This window comes from Nocardia sp. NPDC052112, assembly GCF_040680135.1.
Lineage (GTDB): Bacteria > Actinomycetota > Actinomycetes > Mycobacteriales > Mycobacteriaceae > Nocardia.
This window is the reverse complement of record NZ_JBFAWD010000010.1, coordinates 130,002-143,417: the sequence shown is the minus strand read 5'-3', so window position 1 is coordinate 143,417 and position 13,416 is coordinate 130,002. Positions and strand designations below refer to the sequence as shown.

Here is a 13,416-nt window from a genome sequence, read left to right as displayed (position 1 = left end):
CGCCCGAGTTGCCGGCTGATCTCGGGTAAGCACTCCTCAACCAAGCGATTGTTTGGTGTAATCGGTGCGATCGAATCGACCGATATGCCCGATCCCATCGGCGCAAGGAAGCGAGCGAACCGAATGCCGAGCCCCGACGAAATCGTCACCGCCATGTGCCGCAGCTGGGCCGATCCCGACCCGGACCAGATCAGCGCCTTCTTCGCCGAAGATGCCGTCTACCACAATATTCCGATGGAACCCATCCATGGTCGCCCCGCCATCCGGGAATTCATCGCCGGTTTCCTCACCACCTTCGAATCCATCGATTTCGACGTCCACCACCAGGTCGCCGCCGGAAATATCGTCATGAACGAACGCACCGATATCCTCCGCGGCCTGGGCAAGGACACGCCGCTGCCGGTAGTGGGCGTCTTCGAAGTCGCCGACGGCGCCATCACCGCTTGGCGCGACTACTTCGATATGGCCGCCATCAACCGTGCCTTCGGAGCCGAGCCCGCGGCCGAATAATCGGCGGGGATCGGCGGAACCGAATCGGTCGTCCGCGCGTCGAATAGGACATCGGGGGTGATATCCCGATGGCGACGTATGAGGAGGGGTTACGCATGGATCGTTGCTCGGAATGTCATACGGCCTGGCGGCGGGGATTGGGCGCGCGCTCGCGTATCCGGCCGATGGTGCGCAATGGCGAGAGTTGTGAGAGATACACGCCGCGTCGTCGGCTTCGGCCCTTCCCGGGGGCCGAATCGCATTGATACGCAGCCCGATAGCGCGTGACTACCGCGCGCTATCGGGCTGTCCGGTCTTCGGGGATAGGGAACCCACGGAGCGCGCACGCCCTCCGACTTCAGGAGGGCGAGCGCGCTATCCGATCAGCGCACCGCTGCCGCTGCCGCGACCAGATTGCGCAACGACGCCTCGACCTCGACTGGTCCACGCGTCTTCAATCCGCAGTCCGGATTGACCCAAAGCCGTTCGGCGGGAACGGCCTTCAGTGCCGCCCGCAGCGACGCCGTGATCTCTTCCACGCTTGGCACCCGGGGTGAGTGGATGTCGTAAACGCCTGGTCCGACGCCGAGATCGAAGCCCGCGGCATTCAAATCGTCGAGCACCTCCATGTGCGACCGTGCCGCCTCGATCGAGGTCACATCGGCATCCAATCCCGCGATCGCATCGATGACCTCACCGAATTCCGAATAGCAGAGGTGGGTGTGGATCTGGGTGGCATCCGAGACTCCGGAGGTCGCCAATCGGAAGGCGCCGACCGACCACCCCAGGTATTCGCCCTGATCGGCCGCGCGCAGCGGCAGCAGCTCTCGCAGCGCGGGCTCGTCGACCTGGATGATCCGAATGCCCGCGGCCTGCAGATCGACCGTTTCGTCCCGGATGGCCAGCGCCACTTGACGTGCCGAATCCGCCAACGGTTGATCATCGCGCACGAACGACCAGGCCAGAATCGTGACCGGGCCGGTCAGCATGCCCTTGACCGGCTTATCGGTCAACGATTGCGCGTAGGTGATCCAGTCCACGGTCATCGGCTCGGGGCGCGCCACATCGCCGAACAGAATCGGCGGCCGTACGCAGCGGGTGCCATAGGACTGCACCCAGCCCGCTTCGGTGGCGGCGAATCCGTCGAGCTGTTCGGCGAAGTACTGCACCATGTCATTGCGCTCCGGCTCGCCGTGCACCAGCACGTCCAGGCCCAGTTTCTCTTGTAACGCAATGACATCCGCGATTTCGGACCGCATCCGCCGCATGTACTCGGTCTGATCGATCGCACCGTTGCGCAGTGCCGCACGCGCCAGCCGGATCGCCGAGGTCTGTGGGTACGAACCGATTGTCGTCGTCGGCAGCGAGGGCAACCGCAGCCGCTCGGCCTGCAATGCCCGTCGCTGCTCCGCGGGAGCCCGTCGGGTAGCATCGGGGCCGAGCGCGACCAGCCGCGCCCGCACCTGCGAATTGTCCAACCGAGGATCGGTGCGTCTGGTGGCGAGAGCTGCACGGACTGTGGCCAATTCATCGGTGATCGCTTCGGGTCCCGCGCTCAGTGCGGTCGCGAGCAGCCGCACCTCGGCGACCTTCTCCGCACCGAACGCCAACCACGAACGCAGCCGCTCGTCGAGGCCGGTTTCGCTCGCCAAGGTATAGGGCACGTGCAGTAGCGAGCAGGAACTCGACACCGCAACGGATTTCGCGCCCCCCAGCAGTGTCCCGAGCGTCGCCAAGGCCCGGTCCAGGTCCGCCCGCCAGACATTTCGACCGTCGACCACACCCGCCACCAGCAGCTTGTTCGCCAGCGCGGGCACGCCGGCCGCTTCGGAGAGCTCGGCGGCAACGGTGAAATCGAGTGCGATGCCTTCGATTTCGGTCTCGGCCAAGGCGCTCGACGCCGTATCCGGCCTGCCGAAGTAAGTGGCCACCAGCAGTGCGGGGCGATCCGTCGCGGCCGACAGTTCGGTGTAGGTGCGCCGTACGAGTTCGACTTCGTCAGCGGTCAGATCGGTGACCAAGACCGGCTCGTCGAGTTGTACCCACTCCGCGCCCGCCGTGGCCAGCAGCCGCAACAGCTCCCGATAGTGCGGCACCAACTCGTCGAGCCGATCCAGCGCCGCACCGCCGGTCGCCTTCGCCAGCTTCAGGAAGGTGATGGGCCCGACCACCACCGGACGTGCGGGCACGCCGAGTGCGAGCGCCTCCCGTAGCTCATCCAACACCTTCGACGGATGCAGCGAGAACACCGTCTCGGGACCGATTTCCGGCACGAGATAGTGGTAGTTGGTATCGAACCACTTGGTCATCTCCAGCGGTTCGACCGTTTCGGTGCCGCGTGCCGCCGCGAAATAGCGATCCAGCGGATCGGCGATATCGGCCACCCGCGGTGGCAGCGCGCCGAGCAGCACGGCGGTATCGAGCATCTGATCGTAATAGGAGAAGGTGCCGACGGGGATGGAATCCAGTCCGGCGCTTTGCAATTCGGTCAACTGGCGGCGCCGCAGGTTGCTTGCGGTCGCGTGCAGTTGCCGTGCGTCGATGCGTCCGGCCCAGTAGGACTCGGTGGCGCGCTTGAGCTCACGGTGCGGCCCCACCCGCGGGAGACCGAGAACCGTCGCGGTGAACGGGTTATGCGTAACAGTCACGAATTTCTCCAGTGCTGAGATCGAAGACCATCGCCCTACGAGCTAGCGGAGACCCAGTGACGTGCCGGCGTACCGACCGAACGACGGAGCCCGACAATCACACAGAGGTCCGCGCGCCCAATCCACGAGGCGGTGGCCGCCGGATACGGCGTATCCGACACGGCTGGCAGGTCTTCGGACTTGCGGGCACGGGCCTTCTGGCCGACCCCGGACGGGGCTCACCTACTGGCCGTCGCTTCCCGGGTGGTCACCCAGTGCTGATGACGGCGGTCGTTCCTGCATACCGCTGCGGGACAGTCCCGGATTCTCACCGGGTTCCCTCTCATCCGCGCACCGGCTGCACCGATCCGCGAACTCGACTCCGTAACGCGACGTCGGGGCTCCATCTCGTCAACGCACGGCGAACCAGCTGCAACACCAAGCATAGGCACACGCGCAACCCGGTTTGACGGCACTTGTGATCACGGAGACGGTCGCTGCCCAGCCGACCACGACGGAGCGAGTCTTGCGCGCGAACACGCCGCGCGAATGCGCGGCAAATTAACGCAGCATGAACACAACTTCGCAACTCTGCTAGGACTCGTTGTGAAGATTTCTGCTAATGGGACTTCCCTGTCAGGGCACGATTCCGCGCCGGGTACCTTAGTTCAATGTTCTCGAAAGTCTTGGTTGCGAACCGCGGTGAGATCGCCATCCGCGCCTTCCGTGCGGCCTACGAACTCGGCATCGGGACGGTCGCAGTCTTCCCATACGAGGACCGCAACTCGGTCCACCGGTTGAAGGCCGCGGAGTCCTACCAGATCGGCGAGCAAGGACACCCGGTCCGGGCGTATCTCTCGATCGAGGCGATCATCGCGGCCGCCAAGTCCGCGGGTGCCGACGCCATCTACCCTGGTTACGGCTTCCTGTCCGAGAACCCGGATCTCGCGGCGGCATGCGCGCGCGAGGGCATCATCTTCATCGGTCCGTCGGCCGATGTGCTCGAACTGGCCGGTAATAAGGCCCGCGCGATCGAGGCGGCCAGGGCGGCGGGGCTGCCGGTGCTGAAGTCCAGCGCCCCCTCCGCCGATGTCGACGAACTGCTGGCCGCCTCCGCGGACCTGGACTATCCGATCTTCGTGAAGGCCGTCGCGGGTGGCGGTGGGCGCGGGATGCGCCGGGTCGCCGATCCGGCACAGCTGCGCGAATCGATCGAGGCCGCATCCCGCGAGGCGGAGTCGGCCTTCGGTGATCCGACGGTCTTCCTGGAACAGGCCGTGGTGAACCCGCGCCACATCGAGGTGCAGATCCTGGCCGATCAGCAGGGCAATGTCATGCACCTGTTCGAGCGCGACTGTTCGGTGCAGCGTCGCCACCAGAAGGTGATCGAGCTCGCTCCGGCGCCCAACCTCGATCCCGCGCTCCGCGAGCGCATCTGCAAAGACGCGGTCGCCTTCGCCCGCCAGATCGGCTACAGCTGCGCGGGCACCGTCGAATTCCTGCTGGACGAGCGCGGCAACCACGTCTTCATAGAAATGAACCCGCGCATCCAGGTCGAGCACACGGTGACCGAGGAGATCACCGATGTCGATCTGGTCCAGTCCCAGCTGCGCATCGCGGCGGGGGAGACCCTCGAACAGCTCGGCCTGAGCCAGGACAAGGTCGCCATTCGCGGTGCGGCCCTGCAGTGCCGGATCACCACCGAGGATCCGGCCAACGGTTTTCGCCCCGATACCGGCCGCATCACCGCCTACCGCACCCCCGGCGGCGCGGGCATCCGCCTCGACGGCGGTGCGAACCTGGGCGCGGAGATCGGCGCCTACTTCGACTCGATGCTGGTCAAGCTCACCTGCCGCGGACGCGATCTGCCCGCCGCCGTAGCAAGAGCCAGTCGCGCACTTGCGGAATTCCGAATCCGCGGCGTCACCACCAATATTCCGTTCCTGCTCGCGGTGCTCGATGATCCCGACTTCAAGGCGGGCCGGGTCACCACCTCGTTCATCGATGAGCGCCCGCAACTGCTGACCCTGCGCGGTTCGGCCGACCGCGGCACCAAGATCCTGAACTACCTCGCCGATATCACCGTGAACAAGCCGCACGGCGAGCGGCCGACCACGGTGTATCCGCACGACAAGCTGCCCGCCATCGATCTGAGCGTCCCGCCGCCGGACGGTTCGCGTCAGCGGCTGCTGCGCCTGGGCCCCGAGGGGTTCGCGCAGGCGTTGCGTGCGCAGAAGGCCGTCGGCGTCACCGACACCACCTTCCGCGACGCACATCAGTCACTGCTGGCCACCCGCGTGCGCACCAATGGTCTGCTCGGTGTCGCCGGACATGTCGCGCGCCTGACGCCGGAGCTGCTGTCCATCGAGGCCTGGGGCGGCGCGACCTACGATGTGGCGCTGCGCTTCCTGTTCGAGGACCCGTGGGAGCGGCTGGCCGCACTGCGCGAGGCCGTACCGAATATCTGTCTGCAGATGCTGTTGCGCGGACGCAATACCGTCGGCTACACGCCGTATCCGGAGCAGGTGACGCGCGCATTCGTCTCCGAGGCGACCGCTACCGGCATCGATATCTTCCGTATCTTCGACGCGCTCAACAATGTCGACCAGATGCGTCCGGCCATCGACGCGGTGCGCGAAACCGGTACGGCCATCGCGGAAGTCGCGATGAGCTACACCGGTGACCTGTCGAACCCGGACGAGAACCTCTACACCCTCGACTACTACCTCAAGCTGGCCGAGCAGATCGTCGACGCGGGTGCGCACGTGCTGGCCATCAAGGATATGGCGGGCCTGCTGCGCGCTCCGGCCGCCGCGACCCTGGTGTCCGCACTGCGCAGCAACTTCGACCTCCCGGTGCATGTGCACACCCACGACACTCCGGGCGGTCAGCTCGCCACCTATCTCGCCGCGTGGCAGGCCGGTGCCGATGCGGTAGACGGTGCGAGCGCGGCCATGGCCGGAACCACGAGTCAGCCAGCGCTTTCCGCGATCATAGCGGCCGCCGCGCACAGCGAATTCGACACGGGCCTCAACTTGCAGAATGTCTGCGATCTGGAGCCGTACTGGGAGACGCTGCGAAAGGTGTACGCGCCCTTCGAATCCGGGCTGCCCGCGCCGACCGGCCGGGTGTACACCCACGAGATTCCGGGCGGTCAGTTGTCGAATCTGCGCCAGCAGGCCATCGCGCTCGGTCTCGGTGACCGGTTCGAGGAGGTCGAGGCGAAATATGCTGCGGCAGACCGGCTGCTGGGTCGATTGGTGAAGGTCACCCCGTCCTCGAAGGTGGTCGGCGACCTCGCGCTCGCTTTGGTCGGCACCGGTGTCGATATCGAAAGCTTCGCCGCCGATCCGGGCCGCTATGACATTCCGGATTCGGTAATCGGTTTCCTGCGTGGCGAACTCGGCAATCCGGCGGGTGGCTGGCCCGAACCGTTCCGCAGTCGGGCCCTGGCCGGGCGTGGTCCGGCCAAGCCGGAGACACCGCTTACCCCAGCGGATGAAGCCGGGCTCGCCGGTTCGTCCGAACTGCGCCGCGCCACGCTCAACCGGCTGCTGTTCCCCGGTCCCACCGCCGAATTCCTCGCACACCGGGAAAAGTACGGCGACACCATGGGCCTTTCGGCCAACCAGTTCTTCTACGGACTGCGCCGCGGCGAGGAACACCGTGTGCAACTGGAGAAGGGGGTCACCCTGCTCATCGGACTGGAGGCCATCTCCGAACCCGATGAGCGCGGTATGCGCACGGTCATGTGCATCATGAACGGCCAACTGCGCCCGGTCGCCGTGCGCGACCGCTCCATCGCCAGCGATGTCCCGGCCGCGGAGAAGGCTGATAAGAACAACCAGGGCCATATCGCCGCCCCGTTCGCCGGTGTGGTGACACTTGCTGTGTCCGAAGGCGATTCGATCGCGGCGGGCGATATCGTCGGCACCATCGAGGCGATGAAGATGGAGGCCGCGATCACCGCGCCTCGTGCAGGAATCGTCGGCCGGGTCGCGATCGGCAAGGTGCAGCAGGTCGAAGGCGGTGACCTGCTGGTCGAACTCACGGTGCGCGAGTCCGCGGCCGAATGACCAGGATCGTCGCGGGTACCGCGGGCGGGCGGCGGCTACGCGTCCCGCCCGCGGGTACCCGGCCCACCTCCGACCGGGTGCGCGAGGCGCTGTTCAGCGCCCTCGACGCCCGCATCGATTTCGACGGCGTCCGCGTACTGGACCTCTACGCGGGATCCGGCGCACTTGGCTTGGAGGCCGTCTCCCGCGGCGCTGCCCACGCCCTGCTCATCGAATCCGACCGCAGGGCCGCGGCCATCGTGCGCGGCAATATCGCCGAACTCGGACTGTCCGGCGCCGAACTCCGCATCGGATCTGTCGCCACGGTCCTGGCGGGCGGCGGTGCGGGCAAATACGACGTCGTCTTTTCCGATCCGCCCTACGGCGTCGACACCACGACGGTCACCGCCGACTTGCGCGCCCTCGCCGAGCACGACTGGCTGGCACCGGACGCCCTCGTCGTGGTGGAGCGTTCCATCCGCTCACCCGAGATCGTCTGGCCCGCAGGCTATATCCCCGCCAAGGCGCGCAAATACGGCGAAACCCGCATCGAACTAGCTGAATTCGCCCCGGAGTAACTCCACCGTCGCGGCATTCGAGGTGCCGATCCGGCCTCCTGATACCGTCTGTTCATGGCAGGAGCGTTGTGCCCGGGTTCGTTCGACCCGGTGACCAATGGACATATCGACGTCTTCGCGCGGGCCGCGGCTCAGTTCGACGAGGTCGTGGTGACCGTCATGGTCAATCCCAAGAAGCAGGGCATGTTCAGCGTCGAGGAGCGCATGGAGATGCTGCGCGAGGCCACTGCGCACCTGCCCAATGTGCGGGTGGAGTCCTGGCAGGGGCTGACGGTGGATTTCGCCAAGCAGGAGGGGATCGGCGCGATCGTCAAGGGGATGCGCGATGCCACCGATTTCGGCTACGAACTGCAGATGGCGCAGATGAACAAGAAGCTCAGCGGCGTCGACACCTTCTTCATCGCCACCAACCCGACCTTCAGCTTCCTGTCCAGCTCACTGGTCAAGGAGGTCGCGTCCTACGGCGGCGATGTCACCGACATGCTCCCGCCCGCCGTCCACAAGCGCCTACTCGATCGCCTGGCTGAACGCAAGGGGTAATCGCCGCCCACGCACGAATTCCCCTCGCCTCATCCGCCTCTCCGCGTATTCCGGCCATACAAGTCGGGTGCGACGCGGGTTGCGTACGAATCCGCCCCGGTTCGTCGGAACTGGGGCGGATTCGTATGGGCTGCAACGGAAATCGTCAGAAGACCAGGCCGCGTAGAGCGAGGAAGCGCATACCGCCGACCGCGGCGGTGATGGCAAGGATGGCCGCGGCCTGGAAAGCGCCGCCCATACCGGGGGTCCACACCTCGAGCGCGGCCAGTGCGGCGGTGGTGATGCCGAGTCCCACCAGTGCGAGTCCGCCGCCCTCCCACTGTGCGGTGAACCAGCCGACCCGGCCGGCCGCGTGGAAGGTGAGCTGACGGTGCATTTCATTGGCGATCACGGTGCTCACCACCGAGCCCGCGATATTGGCGACCAGGGGACCGATGCCGTGCATCGCGAAGAACAGCAGCACGTAGGCGACATTGCTGGAACCGCCGACCAGGGCGAAGCGGATCAGCTGAGGCAGCGCCCGATCACCGCGCAGATACTGCATCAACTGGCCGAGCCGAGCGGCCGTCGCCGACTGCAGTACCGGGTACGGGCCCACCCACGGCGTGTACAGGCTGCTTGTCGGCAGAACCGCCGTCCGCGGTAGTTCCAGTACGGTCATTGTCTTTCCGATCCCACACGAGCCTTCCGTACGGATAACCGCGATGGTTATCGCATCCTTCCCCTGAGGTGAAGGAATCCGCCCGGTAGGCCTCCACTATCCCCACAGTCCCGGTCGGGGCCTGCGATCCACTTAAGAAGATCTTGTTTTGACCTTCCTGGATAAATGTAACACCAAGTGGAGACATATCCTCCACTTGTTTTTGTGGCGTACGAGACACCTGCACGACACACCGGTGGGTGACTCGGCACGAGCCGTGACGAGGGGCACACTGGGCCACGGCGGAAAGTTTCGCCGTAGGTCTGCAGGAGAGTGGGGTAGGAGTATGTATCGCGTATTCGAAGCTCTCGACGAGCTGGTCGCCATCGTCGAGGAGGCGCGCGGCATCCCACCGACCCGCAGCTGCATCGTGCCGCGCGGTGATGTGCTCGAACTGCTGGACGATGTGCGCGATGCGCTACCCGGCGAACTCGACGACGCCCAGGATGTGCTCGACCATCGCGACAAGATCATCTCCGATGCCCGCACCTCCGCCGAGACGACCGTGACCACCGCCAACGACCAGGCGCAGCAGACCATCGGATCGGCCCGCGAGGAGGCCGATCGGATCCTCGCCGACGCCAAGGCGCATGCCGACCGCATGGTCGCCGAGGCCAGTGCCCATGCCGACCATCTGGTGAATACCGCACAGGCCGAGGCCGACCGCATCGTCGCCGACGGCAATGCCGAATTCGAGGCCGTCACCGGCCGGGCCCGTATCGAATCCGAGCGGATGATCGAGGCGGGCAAGGCCTCCTATGACCGTTCGGTCGTCGAGGGCAAGACCGAGCGCGATCGCTTGGTCGAACAGACCGAAGTGGTGCGTGCCGCACATGCCGAATCGGCCAGGTTGATCGACGGCGCGAACGAAGAGGCCGATCGGATGCGCGACGAGTGCGACCACTATGTCGACAGCAGGCTCGCCGACTTCGAGGAGACCCTCAACTCCACCCTGCGTACTGTGCGCGGCGGACGGCACCAACTGCGCTCCGGAGCGGGTGCTCCGGATTACGCGGCCGACTATCGCCGCTGACGGTTTGGGCCCGCACCGTGCCCTCGCGTATTGTGGAGTGGTTGCCCATTTCCCCTCGAATGTGAAGTGAGTTCGTGATGTCCGCCGGTTCCGGTCCCGATTCGCGCCCTCGTTCGGCCTCGCGCCGTGCGCCGGACGCGGGTTTCGTGCTGGATGTCATCAGCCTGGGCCGTCGACCCGGAACGATGAAGGAGCTGCATCGCGTCGTCACCTCCGATGAGCGGATCGGGCTGGACCTGATCGCCATTCCGGTGGGCGCCGAGGTGGATCTCGATCTGCGATTGCAGGCGGTGTCCGAGGGGGTGCTGGTCACCGGAACGGTCTCCGCGCCGACGGCGGGGGAGTGCGCGCGCTGCCTCGAACCGTTCACCGGCACGGTGGAGATCCAGCTCACGGAGCTGTTCGCCTACCCGGACAGCGCGACCGAGCAGACCACCGAGGACGACGAGATCTACCGCATCGTCGACGACAAGATCGACTTGGCACCGGTGATCACCGACGCGATCGGGCTCGAACTTCCGCTGCAGCCGCTGTGCACTCCGGACTGCGCCGGCCTGTGCCCGGAATGCGGTGTCCGGATGGCGATTGCGGGTTCCGGCCATGGGCATGAGATACTTGACCCTCGCTGGGCCGGATTGGCGAAATTCGCCGCCGAGTCGCCCGGCAATGGCAGCCCCGATTCGGGTGCAACCAACACAGACCATTAAGACCGAGACAGTGCTGCCGTACCGGCAGGCAATAGGACAAGAGGAGAAGTAGTCGTGGCCGTTCCCAAGCGCCGGATGTCCCGTTCCAACACCAGGTCGCGGCGCAGCCAGTGGAAGGCCGCCGCGCCGACCCTGATCACGTGCCCGAACCGCGCCTGCGGCGAGAAGACGCTGCCGCATATCGCGTGCCCCTCCTGCGGTACCTACAAGGGCCGCCAGGTCACCGCTGCTGTCTGATCGTTCGACCTGTCGTATCGACGTGACCGCCAGCAAGGACGAACCCAGCCCGTTCGGTGAACATGCGAGCCTGCTCGCGGCGCTCGGCGTCGACATGCGGGCCGATCTGCTGCGGCTGGCGCTGACGCACCGGTCGTACGCGTACGAGAACGGCGGGCTGCCGACCAACGAGCGTCTGGAATTCCTCGGCGACTCGGTCCTCGGCCTGAGCATCACCGAGCGGCTTTACCACGAGCACCCGGACAAGTCCGAGGGCGAACTGGCCAAGCTGCGAGCGAGCGTGGTGAATATGCACGCACTGGCCGAGGTGGCGCGCGGGCTCGGCGAGGGCGGGCTCGGCGTGCATCTGCTGCTCGGTAAGGGCGAAGAGCTCACCGGCGGCCGGGACAAGCCGAGCATTCTCGCCGACGGTATGGAGTCGCTGCTCGGCGCGGTCCATCTCGAGCACGGTATCGACGTCGCGCGCGAGGTGGTACTGCGCCTGTTCGCCGATCTGCTCGAGCGCGGCCCGCGGATGGGTGCCGGGCTGGACTGGAAGACGAGCCTGCAGGAGCTCACCGCCGAGCGTGGCCTCGGCGTGCCCAGCTACGAGATCACCTCGACAGGTCCCGACCACGACAAGGAATTCACCGCGACCACTGTGATCGGCGGTCGTCCATACGGTCAGGGCATCGGCCGCTCCAAGAAGGAAGCCGAGCAGAAGGCCGCGGGCGCCGCCTATCAGGCGCTGACCGACTGTGTCTGATTTGCGGCACCTTCGGCACCGCGTGTTCGCGGCCCCCGGATGTCTCGCGTCCGAGCGGCCGAGACTCGCGACTGCGTCGCATGCGCTTCGGCCACTCGGACGCGAGACGGGCCGCGAACGGCGCTCGTAAGACTCGCGCGTGGGCCGATAGGAGAGCACGAATGCCGGAGTTGCCCGAGGTCGAGGTCGTCCGGCGCGGACTCGCCGAACACGTTGTCGGGCGGGTGGTCGAAGCCGTCACGGTGACGCACCCCAGGTCGGTGCGCCGCCATCTCGAAGGCGCGGACGACCTGACCGCCCGGATGAAGGGGCTGCGGGTCGCCGCCGCCGAGCGGCGCGGCAAATACCTGTGGCTCACCTTCGACGATCCGGACACCTCGCTCGTGGTCCACCTCGGTATGAGTGGGCAGATGCTGGTGCAGCCCGCCGATGCTCCGGTGGAGAAGCACGCGCATATCCTCGCGACCCTCGATGACGGTGCGCAATTGCGCTTCGTCGACCAGCGCACCTTCGGCGGCTGGGCGCTCGCGCCGCTGGTCGAGGTCGACGGGACGCTGGTGCCCGAGCCCGTTGCGCATATCGCCCGGGATCCGCTGGACCCGTGCTACGCCCCCGAGGTAGTGGTGGCCGCGCTGCGCGCCAAACAGACCGAGATCAAGCGGGTGCTGCTGGATCAGACCGTGATCTCCGGCGTCGGCAATATCTATGCCGACGAATCCCTGTGGCGGGCGAAGATCCACGGCAACCGGCTGGCATCCGGTCTGAGCAGACCCGCCGTGCGCACGTTGCTCACCGAGGTCGATGCGGTGATGGGCGAGGCGCTCGCGGCCGGTGGCACCTCGTTCGATGCGCTGTATGTCAATGTCAACGGCCAATCCGGCTACTTCGAACGCTCGCTCGCGGTCTACGGCCGCGAGGACGAACCGTGCCGTCGCTGCGGTGCGCCCATCGTGCGGGAGAAGTTCATGAACCGTTCTTCCTACTCCTGCCCGCGCTGCCAACCGAAGGCCCGTCGCAGGTTCCCGTAGCGACAGCTTGCAGGTCGCTCGAAAAGATCGGCGTCAGCGAGCTACCGTTTCTTCTAGGCTGTTCGGCACACCGGCCGTGTAGGAAGGACATATGCGCAAGCTCACCTACTACGTCGCTTCGACTATCGACGGGTTCATTGCCACCGAGGAGGGGTCGGTCGACTTCTTTCCGGTCGGTGGCGATCACGGCCCGGCGATCACCGCGCAGTACCCCGAGACCCTGCCGACGAAGGTGCGGGAGGCCCTCGGCATCGATAAGCGCAACCGTTACTTCGACACCGTGCTGATGGGTCGCAAGACCCACGATTTCGGGGTGCGGACCGGAACCTCCAGCCCGTACTCACACCTGCGGCAATTCGTCGTCTCGACGACGCTGCCGGAGAGTCCGGATCCGTCGGTGGAGCTGATCTCGGCCGATCCCCTCGCCACCGTGCGAGAGTTGAAGCGGGACAACGGACTCGGGATCTGGCTGTGCGGTGGCGGGGAATTGGCGCAGGTGTTGCTGCCGGAGATCGATCAGATCTTCCTGAAGCTGTATCCGGTCGTACTCGGCCAGGGGCGTTCGCTGTTCGGTTCCGGTGCGCGCCTGCCCGAGGCGGCCCGCTTCCGGGTGATCACCAGCCGGGTGTTCGAGGACGGCGTCGCCTTCGTGAAGTACAGTAGGATTCGATAACCGC

The 13,416-nt window shown here is 66.1% G+C and carries 12 protein-coding genes and 1 riboswitch; of the genes, 10 read left to right on the top strand and 2 right to left on the bottom strand.

The genetic code is table 11. The features are described from left to right. The first annotated feature begins 123 nt into the window (after positions 1-123). Entirely contained in the window at positions 124-510 is a 387-nt protein-coding gene (locus AB0L58_RS21075) for a limonene-1,2-epoxide hydrolase family protein (RefSeq protein WP_364389090.1), read from the top strand. A 362-nt stretch (positions 511-872) separates the two neighbouring features. On the opposite strand, the gene metE is transcribed toward AB0L58_RS21075, so the two are convergent. After that, complete coding sequence (gene metE, locus AB0L58_RS21070; RefSeq protein ID WP_364389089.1) at positions 873-3,137, bottom strand: 5-methyltetrahydropteroyltriglutamate--homocysteine S-methyltransferase; 2,265 nt, start codon at positions 3,135-3,137, stop codon at positions 873-875. Between the two features lie 147 nt (positions 3,138-3,284). Beyond that, positions 3,285-3,499: riboswitch (cobalamin riboswitch) on the bottom strand. A gap of 288 nt (positions 3,500-3,787) precedes the next feature. Between metE and AB0L58_RS21065 the strand changes: the two genes are divergently transcribed. The 3 genes from AB0L58_RS21065 to coaD are packed head-to-tail and all read left to right on the top strand — an operon-like array spanning position 3,788 to position 8,289. Then, entirely contained in the window at positions 3,788-7,192 is a 3,405-nt protein-coding gene (locus AB0L58_RS21065) for a pyruvate carboxylase (protein ID WP_364389088.1), read from the top strand. Then, on the top strand, positions 7,189-7,749 hold the full coding sequence (gene rsmD / locus AB0L58_RS21060) for a 16S rRNA (guanine(966)-N(2))-methyltransferase RsmD (RefSeq protein WP_364389086.1): 561 nt from the start codon (positions 7,189-7,191) through the stop codon (positions 7,747-7,749). Before AB0L58_RS21065 ends, rsmD begins: the two co-directional genes overlap by 4 nt. Positions 7,750-7,803: 54 nt before the next feature. Further along, positions 7,804-8,289, top strand: a complete 486-nt coding sequence (gene coaD / locus AB0L58_RS21055) for a pantetheine-phosphate adenylyltransferase (RefSeq protein WP_364389085.1) — start codon at positions 7,804-7,806, stop codon at positions 8,287-8,289. A 145-nt stretch (positions 8,290-8,434) separates the two neighbouring features. On the opposite strand, the gene AB0L58_RS21050 is transcribed toward coaD, so the two are convergent. Next, positions 8,435-8,950, bottom strand: coding sequence for a GtrA family protein (locus AB0L58_RS21050; protein WP_364389084.1), 516 nt, complete (start codon positions 8,948-8,950; stop codon positions 8,435-8,437). Positions 8,951-9,275: 325 nt separating this feature from the next. On the opposite strand from AB0L58_RS21050, the gene AB0L58_RS21045 reads away from it, so the two are divergent. From AB0L58_RS21045 to AB0L58_RS21020, 6 genes are all read left to right on the top strand, one after another. Beyond that, positions 9,276-10,022, top strand: coding sequence for a DivIVA domain-containing protein (locus AB0L58_RS21045; RefSeq protein ID WP_364389083.1), 747 nt, complete (start codon positions 9,276-9,278; stop codon positions 10,020-10,022). Between the two features lie 77 nt (positions 10,023-10,099). Next, entirely contained in the window at positions 10,100-10,729 is a 630-nt protein-coding gene (locus AB0L58_RS21040; protein ID WP_364389082.1) for a DUF177 domain-containing protein, read from the top strand. Positions 10,730-10,783: 54 nt separating this feature from the next. Beyond that, the gene (gene rpmF / locus AB0L58_RS21035; protein ID WP_039799574.1) at positions 10,784-10,966 is read left to right on the top strand and encodes a 50S ribosomal protein L32; all 183 of its coding nucleotides are present in this window, start codon (positions 10,784-10,786) and stop codon (positions 10,964-10,966) included. Between the two features lie 22 nt (positions 10,967-10,988). Next, entirely contained in the window at positions 10,989-11,711 is a 723-nt protein-coding gene (rnc, locus tag AB0L58_RS21030; RefSeq protein WP_364389080.1) for a ribonuclease III, read from the top strand. Between the two features lie 161 nt (positions 11,712-11,872). Then, positions 11,873-12,739, top strand: coding sequence for a bifunctional DNA-formamidopyrimidine glycosylase/DNA-(apurinic or apyrimidinic site) lyase (gene mutM / locus AB0L58_RS21025; RefSeq protein WP_364389079.1), 867 nt, complete (start codon positions 11,873-11,875; stop codon positions 12,737-12,739). 91 nt (positions 12,740-12,830) lie between these two features. Next, positions 12,831-13,412, top strand: coding sequence for a dihydrofolate reductase family protein (locus tag AB0L58_RS21020; RefSeq protein ID WP_364389078.1), 582 nt, complete (start codon positions 12,831-12,833; stop codon positions 13,410-13,412). The last annotated feature ends 4 nt before the right edge of the window (positions 13,413-13,416 follow it).

What these genes read in the sequence shown, in the direction of transcription:
- AB0L58_RS21045 (WP_364389083.1), top strand. Translation starts at nt 9,276, where the DNA reads ATGTATCGCGTATTCGAAGCTCTCGACGAGCTGGTCGCCATCGTCGAG.
- AB0L58_RS21020 (WP_364389078.1), top strand. Translation starts at nt 12,831, where the DNA reads ATGCGCAAGCTCACCTACTACGTCGCTTCGACTATCGACGGGTTCATT.
- AB0L58_RS21050 (WP_364389084.1), bottom strand. Translation starts at nt 8,950, where the DNA reads ATGACCGTACTGGAACTACCGCGGACGGCGGTTCTGCCGACAAGCAGC.
- coaD (WP_364389085.1), top strand. Translation starts at nt 7,804, where the DNA reads ATGGCAGGAGCGTTGTGCCCGGGTTCGTTCGACCCGGTGACCAATGGA.
- AB0L58_RS21075 (WP_364389090.1), top strand. Translation starts at nt 124, where the DNA reads ATGCCGAGCCCCGACGAAATCGTCACCGCCATGTGCCGCAGCTGGGCC.
- mutM (WP_364389079.1), top strand. Translation starts at nt 11,873, where the DNA reads ATGCCGGAGTTGCCCGAGGTCGAGGTCGTCCGGCGCGGACTCGCCGAA.
- AB0L58_RS21065 (WP_364389088.1), top strand. Translation starts at nt 3,788, where the DNA reads ATGTTCTCGAAAGTCTTGGTTGCGAACCGCGGTGAGATCGCCATCCGC.
- AB0L58_RS21040 (WP_364389082.1), top strand. Translation starts at nt 10,100, where the DNA reads ATGTCCGCCGGTTCCGGTCCCGATTCGCGCCCTCGTTCGGCCTCGCGC.
- rsmD (WP_364389086.1), top strand. Translation starts at nt 7,189, where the DNA reads ATGACCAGGATCGTCGCGGGTACCGCGGGCGGGCGGCGGCTACGCGTC.